Raw genomic sequence first — 14,743 nt, forward strand, 5'->3', positions numbered from 1 at the left:
ACGCTACCGGTCGCCGGCGGGTCGCGAGACGGCGTCCGGCCTCAGAACCGGGCGCTGTCGTAGTAGGCGCGCGTGTGCGCGGTGTCCTGCATCCGGTCCGATGACAGGTCCGGCTCGGCCGCCTCGGCCGTGCCGGCCGTCGCCGTGGCGACCGCGGCAGCGGGGGCGCCGGTGGCGGCGAGCCTGAGAAAATCGCGGCGGGTTGCCCCCTCCTCGGTCTTCCTGGTCATGAGAGTCCTCCTCCCTCTTTATGGCGGGCACCCCCGCCGGTCATTGCGGATCACTCCGCGTTCATCCGGAAGCCCTCGGTCTCGATCTCCATGAACGTCCGGCCGACCGCACCGACCGAGGCATAGAGGACCGAGTTCCTTGCGGCCTCCAGATCCGAATAGAAATGCCGCGCCCAGGGGCCGATGTGCCTGTTGAAGAACGTCTTCTGGTCGGCAAGCGGCGCGGGGCGTCCGAAACGCCCGGTGATCAGGCCGGCCATCATCTCCATCAGCGAGGCGATATTGTCCTCGGGCTCATGGACATTGGGCGCCCGGGTCATGGCGCGCGCGGCCATGTCGCGCCGCAGGCTGGCGAGCGGCTTTTCGTTGAGAAACCCGGTCAGGTAATAGCTGGCATAGGGCAGCAGCTCGCCGCGGCCCAGGCCGATGAACAGCGCGTTGAACTCGCGTTCCACGCCCTGCGCGGTGCTGTGCTGCGCGATGCGCGCCAGCGCGGCGATGGCGGTGCCCAGCGGCGTGTCGTCGCCGTCCAGCGCAGCGGTCTGTTTCAGCAGATCCTTTCCCGGCGGCGCCGCCAGCAGCAGGCCCAGGAAATCGTAAAGCTCGGCCCGCATGCGGTCTTCTTCGGCGATCTCGGGGCGGTCCTCCGGGGTGTCCATCACGGCCTCGGGATTGGTCATGCATCACCTCCGGCGTGATCGTCGAATGAAAAATGCAACCGCCGGCGCGGAATCGCGGCGGCGACCGCAGTGTCTTCGTCCCGGGCTTCGGGTGAAAAGGCCGCCTCCGTTTCCGGAAGGGGGTCGCCGGAGATCTCGTCGTCGGCATCGGCAAGCGCTTCGGCCGGATCGGCATCGGTGGTGTCGTCGGGGGAATCCGCGCCCTGTGCCGTTTCCTCTGCGGGCACGAACATCCCCTTGCCCACCTGGTAGACGGTCTGCAGGTTCTCGATCACGGTGGCGGCGTCGGTGTAATCCTCGCCGTAATCGACCAGGCCGTCGAGGTTGGCCAGTGCCGGGTTGCTCAGCCAAAGCCGCCGCAACGCCCGGCGCCGGATCCGTTCCGGCACGGCCCTTGCCATGAACGCCTTGAAATCGTCGCCCGGGGCGAGCGTGTCGGGATCGGGCAGGTCCAGTTCCTCCAGAATGACCTCGTCGGGCTTCTCCTCCAGTTCCGCCTCGCGGGCTGCCTGCGCGCGCGCCTCGAGCGCACGGGCCTCTTCGTGCTCCTCCTCGCGCACCCTGGCCTTTCGACGGCTCCAGAAGTCGCCTCCGCGCGTCATTGCAGCCTGCCCTTCCGGAACTGGCGCGGCGCGCGGTAGACGTCGCGCATCTGGTCGATGCGCGGATCGCCGATGCCATCCTGGGCCTTGTCGACATCGACCTCGTCGCGGCGGCGCTTCGTGAATACCTCTTCCTCGTGATGGGCCTCGGCAAAGCGGCGCACCCAGTCGACCAGAGACGCCGGCATCGGGATCTTCTCGACGACCTCCTCACCGCTGTCGGCATAGTCCTGTGCCTCGTAGGGCGAGGCGGTCACCAGCACCACATCGAACGGGCGCCCGCGGTCCTCGGTCTCGCGCAGGACGGCGTAGACCGAGGGCGTCTCGGCACACAGGCCGTGAATGTAGGCTTCGGTTTCCGCGGCGTGGAGTTCGAGTTCGGGCGTCGCGGCGTGATACATCACGCGGTCGCCCTCTTCACGAAGAACCCGCCAGTCGGCGGACCCGGCGCCGGGAAGAACCGCGACAGCCTTCCACGACCACGCGGCCCATGCCGTCACCCCGGGCGAGCGCTGGACGACGATGCCCACCGGCATCGTCATGAACGTTGGCTGAGCTGGCGCCACTTGGCTACGTTCCCTTCTTGCATCCCTTAGTGTACCGACCCGGCGGAAAAAATCTACAGTTGTCTATTCAACTTTGCCTCCCTCGTTTGCCGCCCCCGGGGCGGCACGGACGGCTGGCGGCCACCGCGAACAGCACGGGCGGACGGCCAAGAGCCTTCGCTGCAAGGGCTCGAGCACGCCGCGGCGTGGGCCCCGCCCGGATGCCCGGAGCCCGGAATGTCATGCGGCAAGGGCGCCGGCCGGCCCCTCGGGGTCCGTGCGAAAGCGTGTTTACGAGGCGGCGAATCACGCCTACGCTGAAAACCGGTCCAGCGCCGGCCTCCCTCGACCGGGACCGGCCGTGGCCCGCGGACAACGGCGAGCGAATGGCGAAACACCTGATACTGTGCGATTGCGCGGGCACGCAGCCCCTTGATGGCGAAAAGCTGCAGGAGGCCACGGGACTGCCGTGTTCCCGGGTGCACAGCGCGCTTTGCACCGACCAGCTGGACCGGGCCGCCGAGGCCGTGGCCACCGGCGAGGCGATGATATGCTGCCGCCAGGAGCAGCGCATCTTCGAGGAACTGGCCGCCGAGGCCGGCGCGCCGGACCCCGCGTTCACCGACCTGCGCGACCGCGCGGGCTGGTCGAACGACCCCCGGCCCAAGCTTCCCAAGATGGCCGCGCTTCTGGCCGAGGCGAACCTGCCGACGCCCCCGGACAAGAGCATGGACGTCGTGTCCGAGGGGCTTTGCCTCGTCATCGGCACCGCGGAAACGGCGTTGCCGGCCGCGCGCAGGCTCAAGGACTACCTCGGCGTGACGGTGCTGCTGACCGACGAGAGCGACCCGCCCCACGAACGCGGTTTCGACGTCATCAGGGGCCGCCTGCGGCGCGCCGAGGGCGCGCTCGGGCAGTTCTCGCTGCGCCTCGACGCGCTGCAGCAGGTCGACCCGACCGGGCGCGGGGCGCTGGGCTGGACCGCGCCCCGTGACGGCGGCACGACCGAGTGTGACATCATCCTCGATCTTGGCGGCGGCACGCCGCTCTTTCCGGCGCCCGGGAAACGCGAGGGGTACCTGCGCGCCGATCCGGGCAGCGTAACGGCGGTGGCCGATGCCGTGCTCGAGGCCTCGCAACTTGTCGGCACCTTCGAGAAACCGCTCTACGTGGCAACCGAGCCGATGATCTGCGCCCATTCCCGCGCCGGTCAGACCGGGTGCACGCGCTGCCTCGACCTGTGTCCCACCGGCGCGATCGCCCCGGACGGCGATCATGTCACGGTGGACCAGATGATCTGCGCCGGCTGCGGCGCCTGCGCCGCGGTCTGCCCGTCGGGGGCGATAAGCTATGACGCGCCGCCGCCCGCGACGCTGTTCCAGCGCATCCACACCCTGGCCTCGGCGTATCGCGAGGCCGGCGGCGAGGCGCCGCGCCTGCTGGTCTGCGACCGCGCCTTCGGCACCGAGCTGATCTCGCTCGCCGCGCGGTTCGGGCGTGGCCTGCCGGCGGACGTGATCCCGCTGGAGGTCGATGCGCTCTCGGGCTTCGGCCATGCCGAGATGCTGGCGGCGCTGGGCTCCGGCTTCGCCGATGTGACGCTCCTGCTGGCGCCGACCACGGAACGCGACGCGCTCGACCGCGAGGTGCCGCTGGCCGCCGCCATCGCGGGCGAGGGCCGGATCGCAACGCTGGAGGTCAACGACCCGGATGCGCTTTGCGACGCGCTTTACGGTGCCGGTGATCCGCCCGCGCCCTGCCCCGAGCCCGCGCTGCCGATGGGCAGCCGGCGCCAGGTCGCGCGGCTGGCGGCCAAGACGCTGCACCCCGACCCCGAGACCGTGCCGCTGCCCGACGGCGCCCCCTATGGCGCGGTGCTGGTCGACACCGAGGCCTGCACGCTGTGCCTGAGCTGCGTCTCGCTCTGCCCCTCCGGCGCGCTGGTCGACAACCCGGACATGCCGCAGCTGCGGTTCCAGGAAGACGCCTGCCTGCAATGCGGCCTGTGTGCCAACGTCTGCCCGGAGGACGCGATTTCATACGAGCCGCGGCTGAACCTCGCCGACAGCGCGCTGCAGCAGCAGGTCCTGAACGAGGAAGAGCCCTTTGCCTGCATCGAATGCGGTGCGCTCTTCGGCGTGAAATCGACGGTCGAGAAGATCATCGAGAAACTCGCCGGCAAGCACTCGATGTTCACCGGCTCCGATGCGATCCGGATGATCCAGATGTGCGACGACTGCCGCGTCAAGGCGCAGTACCACTCGCAGGACAATCCGTTCGCCGCGGGCGAGCCGCCGCGCGTGCGCACGACCGAGGATTATTTCAACAAGCGCCGGGATCACTGATGGGACAGCGGATCGCCAAGATCGGCCGGTTCGAGCTCGGCCACGTAGGCGAGAATGTCCTCGAGTTCCTTCGGCGTGATTTCCACCGGCACGATCGGCGACGGGCGATCGATCGGGAACGGCGCGGTCACGCCCTCGACCTGGGTGAAGACGGGGTGTGGATTGACCGCGTAGAAGATCTGGAACCGCGCGTCCCAGTCCGGCAGGGTGCGCAGGACGAAGAACGACGGGGTCGACCCGATGTCGTTCATCCGGTGTTTCTCGCTGACCGCGTGACAGCGCCCGCAGTGCTCATGCGACAGCTTCAGCCCCGTATCGACATCCCCTTCGAATGCGATCTCCGCCTCCGCCGCGGCCTTGGCGGCAGGCGGCGTGAACAGCGGCGCGCCATCCACTTGGTATCCCGAAATCGTTCGGCGCCCGATGTCGGACGCGAGCCACCGGGCGAACCGTGCGGCCCCGTCATGCGCCTGGTCATGCAGGCGCATGCGCCAGGTTATCCCCTGCCCGGAAAACACCGGCTTGCCCGGCCCGTCGGGCGCAAGCGCCAGTTCCGCCGTGGCGTCCGCGCCGACCACGTCGATCCCCACGCCCGTCTTGAGCGAAAAGCGCGGCAGCACATATTCGAGAAATCCCGTTTCGACCAGGCGCTGCGGGGCGCCAAGGCGAAAATCCTCGGCGGCGGCATCCGCGGGGAAAGACACCGCCAGCGCGGCCAGCACCAGCCACGCGCCGCAGGTGCCAGGCAAACGACGCATGCTTGAAGGGTACGGAGCGAGGGCAGCCCGCGTCAATGATCTTGAGAAAGGGAGTTCGAAATGAGTGACGACGTCAGCGAATTCAACATGTCCATGCGCAAGTTCCTGAAACGCGTCGGCGTTACCTCGCAGCAGGCGATCGAGGACGCGCTGCGCAACACGCCGGATGCCGCCGGCAAGGAGTTCGAGGCCAGGGTCGTGCTGACCGTCGAGGGCCTCGGCGTCGAACACGAGGTGACCGGAACCCTCAAGAGCGAGGAATAGTCGTGTCCACCACCAACGACTCCGTCACCAGGGAAAGCGTCCTGGCTGCGCTGGAAACCGTCCGCGACCCGGTCTCGGGCGAGGATATCGTAGCCGCCGGCGTCGCCAAGGCGCTGACGATCGACGGCGGCACCGTCCGTTTCGTGCTCGAGATCGATCCGGCGAAGGCCAAGACCTACGACCCGGTGCGCGACGCCGCCGACGCCGCCGTCCGGGCCCTGGCCGGCGTGTCCGAGGTTTCGGCGGTGCTGACCGCCCACTCGGCCGAGGCGCCGCCCGACCTCAAGCCGCAACGCCCGGCGGCGCCGGAAGGCCCGGAACGGGTGCCGGGCGTCGAGCACATCATCGCCATCGCCAGCGGCAAGGGCGGCGTGGGCAAGTCGACCGTTTCGGCGAACATCGCCTGCGCGCTCGCGGCCGAGGGCCGCCGCGTGGGACTGCTGGATGCCGATGTCTACGGGCCCAGCCAGCCGCGCATGCTGGGCGTCTCTGGACGCCCGGCCAGCCCCGACGGCAAGACGATCCTGCCGATGCGCAACCACGGCGTCACCATGATGTCGATCGGGCTGATGACCAACGACGACCAGGCCGTCGTCTGGCGCGGCCCGATGCTGATGGGGGCGCTGCAACAGATGCTGATGCAGGTGCAGTGGGGCGCGCTCGACTGCCTCCTGGTCGATCTGCCGCCGGGCACCGGCGACGTGGCGATGACGCTGGCGCAGAAGACGGTGGTCGACGGTGCCATCATCGTGTCCACCCCGCAGGACGTTGCCCTTCTGGACGCCCGCAAGGGGATCGACATGTTCACCCAGCTCAAGGTGCCGGTTCTGGGCATGATCGAGAACATGTCGACGCACATCTGCTCTCGGTGCGGGCACGAGGAACACGTCTTCGGCCACGGCGGGGTCGCGGCCGAATGCGAGAAGATGGGCGTGCCGCTTCTGGCCGAGGTGCCCCTCGACATCGACATCCGGCTGTCCTCGGATGGCGGGGCACCGATCGTGGTCTCGAAGCCCGAGACGGCACAGGCACGGGCGTTCCGCAAGATCGCCCGCGACCTGGTCGGGACGGAGGTCGCATGAACGAGCCGACCTTTCCGCCCCTGATGTCCGGGGAAAGGGTCGAGGGCGGGATAGACCCGTTCGAAAAGGCCTGCGCGATGGCCGCGCTCGGCTGCGATGCCGGGCGGATCGTGTACGACATCACGGCCGACCGGCTGGCGGCGGCGCTTGTCGTGGCGCCCGAGGTGCCGCTGGAGGCGGCGATGGCGGTGCTGCCGGCCTGCGGGATCGGCTTCCAGAACGCGCTCGGCGCGCTGGGCCCGCCAGAGGTGGCCGTGCATCTGGAATGGGACGGTGGCATCCGGGTGAACGGCGGGGCCTGCGGCCGGCTCCGGGCCATGGCAGACACCTCGGACCCGAGGGCCGAACCAAGCTGGCTGGTGATCGGGCTGGATGTGCCGCTGATGCAGCTCGCCGCGCGGCCCGGCGACCGGCCGGACCAGACAGCGCTTTACGAGGAAGGCTGCGCGGACGTGGACCCGGTCGCGCTTCTGGAAAGCTGGGCCCGGCACACCCTGGTCTGGATCAACCGCTGGGAGGACGCCGGCGCGCGCGCCCTGCAATCCGAATGGCGCGGCCTCGTCGACACCATCGGCGAGGACGTGACGCGGAACGGCCTCACCGGCACATTCCTGGGCGTCGACGAGAATTTCGGCATGCTGCTGCGCGCCGGCGAGGCCACCCATCTCGTCCCGCTCAGCAAGGTTCTGGAGCAGAAGACATGAAACTCGCCCGCGCCATCCATTTCGACGAAAGCGACATGCGTGTCTACGCGGCCCCCGCGCGCACCGGCGAGTGGTGCATCTCGGGCGGCTTCGAGTTCTCCAACTGGGGCGACGCCGACCTGACCGGCAAGGCACGCCAGGCCTTTGCGAACGGCTGGCTGGGGATCGAGACGTTCGGCCGGGTCACCTTCGTCGCCGTCACCGCGATCGAGCAGGGCGAGCAGGACGCCCTCGCCGGCCGCCTTGCACAGCATTTCGTCGAGGCCTACGGCGCGCCGGACCTGTCCGCCGCCCTGCCCGTGGCCGAGGAGGAAATCGCGCACATGGTCGATCTGTGCGAGGATCACCCCCCCAACACCCTGCTGACGGTCCAGCGCGAGCTGACCGAAGCGGGCGTGCGCGAAAGCTTCAGGGTGATCGAGGCGCGCGAGGCCGGGCTGGACCAGTTCGCCATCCATGGGTCGCTGGACGAATAGCCCGGGGTTGCCGACGGCACCGGCGGGGGCTCACCCGAGGGTCCCGGACAACTTGCGCGCCGCCGCGCGGACGGCGTCCGGGGCGCGCTCGAGGTCCAGATCCTCGAGCGCGACCACGCCGACGGAGAATTCCATGCCCGAAAACCCGCCGCCGGCAAGGTCGACCGCGCTCGAAACCCCGACGGCCCCCTTCTGAAGCTGCCCGCGCGTGACGCTGTAACCGTGGGCCCGGGCGAACCGCACGTCCTCCGGGTCGTCCGGCTGCTCCGGCCGCGTGGCAAGAATCGCGATCCCGGCCGCACCCCGGTCGATCGGATGGCGGGTGCCGACACGGTAGTGGATGTTCAAGAACGCCTCTTGCGGCTCCGCTGTGAGAACCACGACGCATTCCCCGCCCTGGGCCATCGAAAGAAAGGCGGTCGCGCCGGTGCGTTCGGCAAGATCCTCGAGCACCGGGCGTGCCAGGTCGCGAAGACTGTCGCCGGCATGCGCCCCCAGCAGGTAGGCGCCGGGACCGAGGATCACGCGGCCGCCGTCGGTGCGCTGCACCATGCCGTGATCGGCCAGCGTGGCGACGATCCGGTACGCGGCCGCGCGATGCAGGTCGAGGCGTGTTGCCAGTTCGCCCACCTTCAGGCCGCCGGGGGTGCGTGCAAGCAGCAGAAGCACCTCGATGCCCCGGTCAAGTGTCTGCAGCCTGCCGTTCGCCATGCTTCGCCACTCCTTGTCGTCCGCGCATGCATGCGCCTTCGGGAAATCATGCCTCGAAGTCGTAATTCGCACTATATGCAAATCTTTTTCGTCGTATGCAATTGATTTTTCATTATGCGTGATTTAGAAAATCCTCAAGACACGAGTGAGAGGAGACGGCACCATGGCGGACACATCCCACGGGACCGGAACCGAAACCGCGGGCTGCCCCTTCAGCGCACACGGCATGCCGGCCGCCGGCCGGAACGGCTGCCCGGTCGATGACCCCGCAGCGATGGCGCAGGCGTTCGACGCCTTCGAAGGCCCCTATCAACTCGACCCGGCCGAGGCGCTGCGCTGGTCGCGCGACCAGCTGCCGGTCTTTTTCGCCCCCAGGCTCGCCTACTGGGTCGTGACCCGCTACGACGACATCAAGGCGGTGTTCCGCGACAACATCCTGTTTTCGCCGCGCAACGTGCTGGAAAAGATCACCCCGCCCACCGACGAGGCGCTGGAGATCCTCAAGAGCTATGATTACGGCATGAACCGCACGCTGGTGAACGAGGACGAGCCGGCGCACATGGAGCGCCGCCGCGTTCTCATGGACCATTTCGTGCCCGACAACCTGGAAAAGCACCAGGACATGGTCCGCCGCCTCACGCGCGAGAAGATGGACGAATTCATCGACGACGGCCGCGTCGACCTGGTGGATGCCATGCTTTACGAGGTCCCGCTTCTGGTGGCGCTGCACTTTCTCGGTGTGCCCGAGGACGAGATCGAGACGCTGCGCACCTTCTCGCTGGCGCATTCCGTGAACACCTGGGGCAAGCCCTCGCCCGAAAAGCAGATCGAGGTGGCCCATGACGTCGGCCGGTTCTGGCAATACGCCGGCGCGGTGGTCGAGAAGATGCGCGCCCAGCCGGAGGGCACCGGCTGGATGCACCACACCATCCGCATGAACGAAAAGATGCCCGAGGTGGTGACCGACAGCTACGTGCACTCGATGATGATGGCGATCATCGTGGCCGCGCACGAAACCACCTCGCTCGCCTCGGCCAACATGTTCAAGACGCTGCTGACCCATCGCGACGCGTGGGATGACATCTGCGCCGATCCATCGCTCATTCCCAACGCGGTCGAGGAATGCCTGCGCTACGCCGGCTCGATCGTCGCGTGGCGCCGCGAGACGACGGCGCCGACCACCCTGGGCGACGTGGAGCTGCCGGAGGGCGCGAAGCTGCTGATCGTGCAGGCCTCGGGCAACCAGGACGAGCGGCATTTCGAGGACGGTGACACGTTCGATATCTACCGCGACAACGCCGTGGAGCACCTGACCTTCGGTTACGGCGCCCACCAGTGCATGGGCAAGAACATCGGCCGGATGGAGATGCGGATCTTCCTCGAGGAGATGACGCGCCGCCTGCCCCACCTGCGCCTGTCCGATCAGGAATTCACCTATCTGCCCAACACCTCGTTCCGCGGCCCGGATCATCTTTGGGTCGAATGGGACCCCGCGCGGAACCCCGAGCGTGCCGACCCCTCGGTCGCCACGCGGCACCTGCACTTCCCCGTGGGCGCCCCCGCGCGACGCGACATCGCCCGCAAGGTCCGGGTCGCCGAGGTGCGCCGCGAGGCCGACGGCATCCTCGGGCTGGTGCTCGAGGACGCCAAGGGCCGCACCCTGCCGAACTGGAGCCCGGGCGCCCACGTGGAACTGGTCGTGGGCGCGTATGACCGCAAGTATTCGCTCTGCGGCGACCCGCGCGACGGCACCTACCAGGTGGCCATCCTGCGCGAGGCGGACGGGCGCGGCGGATCCCGCCACATCCACGACACCCTGCGGGCGGGCGACGAGATCAAGCTGCGCGGCCCCTCCAACCTGTTCCGCCTTGACGAGAGCGCGCCGCATCACGTCCTGGTCGCCGGCGGCATCGGCATCACGCCCGTCATCGCGATGGCCGACCGCCTCAAGGCGCTGGGCCGCAGCTACGAGATCCACTATTCGGGGCGGTCGCGCCGGACCATGGCCTTCCTCGACCGGCTGGCTCGGGATCACGGACCCGCCCTGTCCATCCATGCCGGCGACGAGGGCACCCGCGCCGACCTGCCAGCCCTGGTCGCCGCGCTGCCCGAGGGCGGACAGATCTATGCCTGCGGCCCCGAGCGGATGATATCGGCGCTGGAGGATCTCACGGCCCACCTTCCGGACGGCACTTTCCATTTCGAACACTTCAGCGCGCAGGCCGGCGGCCTGGACCCCGAGAAGGAACAGGCCTTCGAGGCCGAACTGGCCGACTCGGGGCTGACCGTGCAGGTGGCCGCCGACACCACCCTGCTGGACGCGATCCGCGCGGCCGGCATCGACGTGGCCAGCGATTGCCGCGAAGGGCTTTGCGGCTCGTGCGAGGTCGACGTGGTTGAAGGCGACATAGACCACCGCGACATGGTGCTGACACGCGCCGAACGGGCCGAGAACAAGCGCATGATGAGTTGCTGTTCACGGGCAAAGGCGGGCGGGCGGATCAAGCTGGCGGTATAGGCCGCCCGTCTGACGCGGCCACGCCGTCGCCGGGGGGTATCGCCCGCGCGGGGCCGCCGGCGGTGAGCGGCAGGCGGAACACGTCCTCGGGAGTGAGCCCGCGCTCTTCCAGCACGGCCAGGAACTCCGGGCGGAATTGGCGAAGCCCGGCACGACAGGCATGCCCGAATCTGCCGTCGGCACAGCTGTTGACCACGGTCCGCGAGGCTCCGGACCGGCACGAGGCCGGCCTGCCCCGGCGCCAGCGGCCGGGTTGAACCAAGACCCGCACCCGGCAAAAGGTAAACAGTTCAATGATACAACCTCCATTTATTTGATAAACGGAAACAATTGCTGGAAAAATATTGATAATTTTTTCGAATCGCGAAGAATGAAGAGGTTTTTGGAATTCTGTTCAACATTCATCTGGCACAGGGGGGCGTGCCGCATTGTCCGATTGCCGCCATCAACATCTTTTCGAGCTTCTGAAGGACCGCGACGACCTTTCGGACGGCCTTGAGGAACCCGCTGAGGGGATCGGTGGCGCGCGTCCGGCCCCGGTCGATACAAGTGATGCTGTCCCGCGCAACGGCACGCGACGCCGCAGCGTTGCCGCGCGTTTTGCGTCGGTGTTCGTTTTGCTGAGCGCGGCGCTTCTGAACTCCGCTCTGGTCACCACCGTCATGGTGTTCTTCGTGGTGGTTTTCCTGTTCGCACGGGATTTGCCCGAACATGATGCGCTGCTGAACTACAAACCCGCCGAGATCACGCAGATCTATTCGGTCGACGGCGTGCTTCTGGATGAATTCGCGACGCAACGGCGCATTTTCACACCGATCGATGACATTCCCGAAGTCGTCAAGAACGCGTTCATTTCGGCCGAAGACAAGAATTTCCTCGAGCACAGCGGCTATGACCTTCGCGCGATCGGCATCGCCCTCGTCGATGCGCTCCGAACCGGCGACGAGATGCGCGGCGCTTCGACGATCACACAGCAGGTTCTCAAGAACTTTCTCCTTGCCGACGATCCGCCCCTCGATCGCAAGGTGAAGGAGTTCATCCTGGCCAATCGGATCGAGACGGCGCTGGGCAAGGACAGGATCCTGGAACTCTACCTCAACGAGATCTTCCTGGGACAGGATTCCTATGGTGTCACCGCGGCCGCCCGCACCTATTTCAACAAGTCCCTCGAAGAGCTCGAGTTGCGCGAGGCCGCCGTGCTTGCCGCCTTGCCCAAAGCGCCCTCGAAAATGCACCCCGTCGACGACATGGCGCGCCTGCGGGCACGCCGCAACTACGTGCTGCGGGAAATGCACGAAAACGGCTTCATCACGCAAGACGTCTACAACGCGGAAATCTGGGCGCCGCTGGAAACCGTGCAGAGCGGTGATATCCCGGGTTTTGCCGCGGCGTTGCCGCCGAGAAGCTATTTCACCGACGAGATCCGGCGCCAGCTGACGGAGACCCTCGGAGAGGAAAGGTTCAAGTCCGGCGGGCTTACCATCCGGGCGTCCGTCGACCCCGAAATGCAGAGAACCGCGGCGCAGGCGTTGCGGCGCGGGCTCGAAAGCTACGACCGGAAACGGGGGGTGTGGCGACCGACCGGGCAGCGGGTCGCCGCCGCCGACCTTGCGAGCGAACCGGCCTGGCGGGCCGCGCTGTCCGACATCCCCGTTGCGAGGGACATTGATCTCGATGGCCGCTGGCGACCCGCCGTCGTGCTTTCCCTGGACGGTTACCGCGCGCGCATCGGCATCGAAGGAGTCGAGGCAGCACCGGGCGGCCATTGGATCAACCTTCGCGCGGCGCCATGGAGACGGAGGCAGGACACCGACGGAACCGTCGGTCGACGCGCCCGAAGCGCGCGTGACCTGCTGCGCGACGGCGAGGTCGTTCACGTCCGGGCCGAAACGAGCGGAGACGGGAATTTCGTCCGCTGGTCGCTTCGACAGGTCCCCGAGATCCAGGGCGGCTTCATGGCGATGGAGGTGAACACCGGTCGGGTGATCGCCATGCATGGCGGTTTTTCCTACCAGCACTCGCCGTTCAATCGCGCGACACAGGCGATGCGGCAGCCCGGATCCGTCTTCAAGCCCTTCGTCTATGCCGCCGCCCTGGCACGCGGGTATGACCCGACGAGCAGGGTGCTCGACGCCCCGCTCGAGATAGAAACGCCGAACGGCACCTGGCGCCCGAAGAACGCGTCCGGGGGTTTCCTCGGGCACACGACGCTCCGGACCGGCCTCGAACGGTCACGCAATGTCATGGCCGTTCGCCTCGCCCGGCAGATCGGTCTCGATCCCATCGCCGAATTGGCCGGGCGCCTGGGCATCTATGATCCCATGACCCCGCATCTTGCCAACGTCCTCGGATCCCAGGAAACCACGCTGGCCAAACTGGTGGCTGCCTTCGCGAAAATCGCCAACGGCGGGCGCGACGTGCACCCAACGATGGTGGACGCGGTCCTGGACCGCACGGGCACGCCGCTGTTGCAGGACGAAGGAACGGCACGCACTTCCGAGCCTTCGGGTTTCTCCGGGGGCACACGGGTTCTCGATGCGGTCACCGCCTATCAACTGACGTCCATGATGCGCGGCGTCGTGGAACGCGGAACCGCGAGTCGGGCGGTCTCGCTTCCGGTTCCCGCCGCCGGGAAAACGGGAACGACGAACGCCTCCAGGGACGTCTGGTTCGTCGGTTTCACCTCTACGGTCGTGGCGGGTTGCTACATGGGGTTCGATGACCCGAGGCCACTTGGCCCGGGCGCCTATGGCGGAACCATGTGCGCCCCGGTTTTCCAGGAATTCATGTCGAAAGCCGTCAGGACATACGGGGGCGAGGACTTCGAGGTGCCGGAGGGCGGATATGTGGTGAAGTTCAACAGGCACACCGGCGCGCGCCTGCACGACGGAGCATCCGGCCCCCATGTCGTGTCCGAGTTCATCCGTCGCGGCGAAGAGCCTGATAACGGCGGTATCGCCTCTGCAACTCCGGTCCGGATTGACGGGTCGACCAACCGGGTAAGCCGCAACCGGTGGAACGATGCCGGTTCGGTGCGGGTCGAGCGGCCAGCCTACCCGGGCATCGCGCAAGGCGGGCGGGACCCAAGACCGGCGTCCGGCGCGTTCGGAGCAAGGCCAGCTTCGGGCACCGGGAGGCAATCGGACCGAAGCCGTTTCTTCGAGCAGCTTGGCCGGTGAAACATCCGGATCGAGGCGATGGGGCGGATTGCGAGGCATCCCGTCGCGACGGCAAACCTGTCCATCACGCCGCGCGCACGCCTTGATGGCGTATCGCCTCAAGGGCGTTTCGGTTGAGCAATCGACGCTCCAACCGCACAGGTTGTGGACAAGGTAACAACCGACAACGGATTCCTGCAATCGGCACGCGCGGCCGCAAATGGCCCGGGGCACCCTCTTGGTCCGAAGGGCCGGCGTGACGTGCGGCCCCGGCCGTGTGGCCCCCACCCTCATTGACGGCGCCGCGCGTCCTCCTCATCGGCCGTGGCATTGCGGCAAACGCCGGCGCGTCAGGACGGAGGGGCAGTGGCGCCCCGCCCGTCACGCCCTCGCCTGTTCTTCCCGCTGTCCCCCTCGGCGCGGTAGGGGCTTGCCCCGGCACGGCCCTCGCGGTGGAGATCGCTTGGATGCGAACGCGCGCGTTTTCACCGGCTTGATTGCCGGGGCGGAAATTGCGACTTATCGGGCGGCAATTTACTGTCAGAGTCCGCTTCGGCCGCAAACCGTGATACATTTCCCTTTCCCCGCACGACCCAGGTTCGACCGTCGGCGTATCACGCCCCGGCGGTCTTATGACGTCTGCCGCGGCGTCCCTGCCTGCCCTCCTTCC

At 67.7% G+C, this 14,743-nt stretch carries 13 protein-coding genes; 7 read left to right on the top strand and 6 right to left on the bottom strand.

Annotated features, from left to right (window positions below; all coding sequences use genetic code 11):
• Positions 1-41: 41 nt before the first annotated feature.
• Genes CEF10_RS13075 through CEF10_RS13090 form a run of 4 tightly spaced genes read right to left on the bottom strand, consistent with a single transcriptional unit; the run spans position 42 to position 2,048 of the window.
• Complete coding sequence (locus CEF10_RS13075) at positions 42-230, bottom strand: twin-arginine translocation pathway signal protein (protein ID WP_101068623.1); 189 nt, start codon at positions 228-230, stop codon at positions 42-44.
• Positions 231-280: 50 nt separating this feature from the next.
• Positions 281-910: a TorD/DmsD family molecular chaperone gene (locus tag CEF10_RS13080; RefSeq protein WP_101068624.1), complete on the bottom strand. Its 630-nt coding sequence runs from the start codon at positions 908-910 to the stop codon at positions 281-283.
• The gene (locus tag CEF10_RS13085; protein ID WP_101068625.1) at positions 907-1,512 is read right to left on the bottom strand and encodes a DUF3306 domain-containing protein; all 606 of its coding nucleotides are present in this window, start codon (positions 1,510-1,512) and stop codon (positions 907-909) included. The genes CEF10_RS13080 and CEF10_RS13085 overlap by 4 nt, the downstream gene beginning before the upstream one ends.
• On the bottom strand, positions 1,509-2,048 hold the full coding sequence (locus tag CEF10_RS13090; protein ID WP_101068686.1) for a DUF3305 domain-containing protein: 540 nt from the start codon (positions 2,046-2,048) through the stop codon (positions 1,509-1,511). Before CEF10_RS13090 ends, CEF10_RS13085 begins: the two co-directional genes overlap by 4 nt.
• A 395-nt stretch (positions 2,049-2,443) precedes the next feature.
• On the opposite strand from CEF10_RS13090, the gene CEF10_RS13095 reads away from it, so the two are divergent.
• Positions 2,444-4,402: a 4Fe-4S binding protein gene (locus tag CEF10_RS13095; protein ID WP_101068626.1), complete on the top strand. Its 1,959-nt coding sequence runs from the start codon at positions 2,444-2,446 to the stop codon at positions 4,400-4,402.
• Here CEF10_RS13095 and CEF10_RS13100 read toward each other — a convergent pair.
• A complete protein-coding gene (locus tag CEF10_RS13100) occupies positions 4,396-5,160 on the bottom strand; it encodes a hypothetical protein (RefSeq protein ID WP_232796506.1) in 765 nt (254 codons plus the stop codon). The genes CEF10_RS13095 and CEF10_RS13100 overlap by 7 nt on opposite strands.
• 60 nt (positions 5,161-5,220) lie before the next feature.
• Between CEF10_RS13100 and CEF10_RS13105 the strand changes: the two genes are divergently transcribed.
• From CEF10_RS13105 to CEF10_RS13120, 4 genes are read left to right on the top strand one after another with little or no spacing between them, the layout of a single operon-like run.
• Entirely contained in the window at positions 5,221-5,424 is a 204-nt protein-coding gene (locus tag CEF10_RS13105) for a DUF6494 family protein (protein ID WP_101068627.1), read from the top strand.
• 2 nt (positions 5,425-5,426) lie between these two features.
• Positions 5,427-6,506, top strand: coding sequence for an Mrp/NBP35 family ATP-binding protein (locus CEF10_RS13110; protein WP_101068628.1), 1,080 nt, complete (start codon positions 5,427-5,429; stop codon positions 6,504-6,506).
• A complete protein-coding gene (locus CEF10_RS13115) occupies positions 6,503-7,210 on the top strand; it encodes a biotin/lipoate--protein ligase family protein (protein ID WP_101068629.1) in 708 nt (235 codons plus the stop codon). Before CEF10_RS13110 ends, CEF10_RS13115 begins: the two co-directional genes overlap by 4 nt.
• Positions 7,207-7,686: a DUF6505 family protein gene (locus CEF10_RS13120; RefSeq protein ID WP_101068630.1), complete on the top strand. Its 480-nt coding sequence runs from the start codon at positions 7,207-7,209 to the stop codon at positions 7,684-7,686. The genes CEF10_RS13115 and CEF10_RS13120 overlap by 4 nt, the downstream gene beginning before the upstream one ends.
• A gap of 30 nt (positions 7,687-7,716) precedes the next feature.
• On the opposite strand, the gene CEF10_RS13125 is transcribed toward CEF10_RS13120, so the two are convergent.
• Positions 7,717-8,397 carry an IclR family transcriptional regulator gene (locus CEF10_RS13125; protein WP_101068631.1) on the bottom strand — a complete coding sequence of 227 codons (681 nt, stop codon included), beginning with the start codon at positions 8,395-8,397 and terminating at the stop codon, positions 7,717-7,719.
• A 163-nt stretch (positions 8,398-8,560) separates the two neighbouring features.
• Here CEF10_RS13125 and CEF10_RS13130 point away from each other — a divergent pair, with 163 nt between their 5' ends.
• Together CEF10_RS13130 and CEF10_RS13135 are read left to right on the top strand one after the other, a co-directional pair.
• The gene (locus CEF10_RS13130; RefSeq protein WP_101068632.1) at positions 8,561-10,915 is read left to right on the top strand and encodes a cytochrome P450/oxidoreductase; all 2,355 of its coding nucleotides are present in this window, start codon (positions 8,561-8,563) and stop codon (positions 10,913-10,915) included.
• A 608-nt stretch (positions 10,916-11,523) separates the two neighbouring features.
• Positions 11,524-14,094 carry a penicillin-binding protein 1A gene (locus tag CEF10_RS13135; RefSeq protein ID WP_332870152.1) on the top strand — a complete coding sequence of 857 codons (2,571 nt, stop codon included), beginning with the start codon at positions 11,524-11,526 and terminating at the stop codon, positions 14,092-14,094.
• The last annotated feature ends 649 nt before the right edge of the window (positions 14,095-14,743 follow it).

The organism is Roseovarius salinarum, assembly GCF_002834145.1.
In the GTDB taxonomy this organism is placed as follows: Bacteria; Pseudomonadota; Alphaproteobacteria; order Rhodobacterales; family Rhodobacteraceae; genus Roseovarius; species Roseovarius salinarum.

Coding starts and splice junctions, on each gene's coding strand:
- CEF10_RS13075 (WP_101068623.1), bottom strand. CDS start 230: ATGACCAGGAAGACCGAGGAGGGGGCAACCCGCCGCGATTTTCTCAGG.
- CEF10_RS13080 (WP_101068624.1), bottom strand. CDS start 910: ATGACCAATCCCGAGGCCGTGATGGACACCCCGGAGGACCGCCCCGAG.
- CEF10_RS13085 (WP_101068625.1), bottom strand. CDS start 1,512: ATGACGCGCGGAGGCGACTTCTGGAGCCGTCGAAAGGCCAGGGTGCGC.
- CEF10_RS13090 (WP_101068686.1), bottom strand. CDS start 2,048: ATGCCGGTGGGCATCGTCGTCCAGCGCTCGCCCGGGGTGACGGCATGG.
- CEF10_RS13095 (WP_101068626.1), top strand. CDS start 2,444: ATGGCGAAACACCTGATACTGTGCGATTGCGCGGGCACGCAGCCCCTT.
- CEF10_RS13100 (WP_232796506.1), bottom strand. CDS start 5,160: ATGCGTCGTTTGCCTGGCACCTGCGGCGCGTGGCTGGTGCTGGCCGCG.
- CEF10_RS13105 (WP_101068627.1), top strand. CDS start 5,221: ATGAGTGACGACGTCAGCGAATTCAACATGTCCATGCGCAAGTTCCTG.
- CEF10_RS13115 (WP_101068629.1), top strand. CDS start 6,503: ATGAACGAGCCGACCTTTCCGCCCCTGATGTCCGGGGAAAGGGTCGAG.
- CEF10_RS13120 (WP_101068630.1), top strand. CDS start 7,207: ATGAAACTCGCCCGCGCCATCCATTTCGACGAAAGCGACATGCGTGTC.
- CEF10_RS13125 (WP_101068631.1), bottom strand. CDS start 8,397: ATGGCGAACGGCAGGCTGCAGACACTTGACCGGGGCATCGAGGTGCTT.
- CEF10_RS13130 (WP_101068632.1), top strand. CDS start 8,561: ATGGCGGACACATCCCACGGGACCGGAACCGAAACCGCGGGCTGCCCC.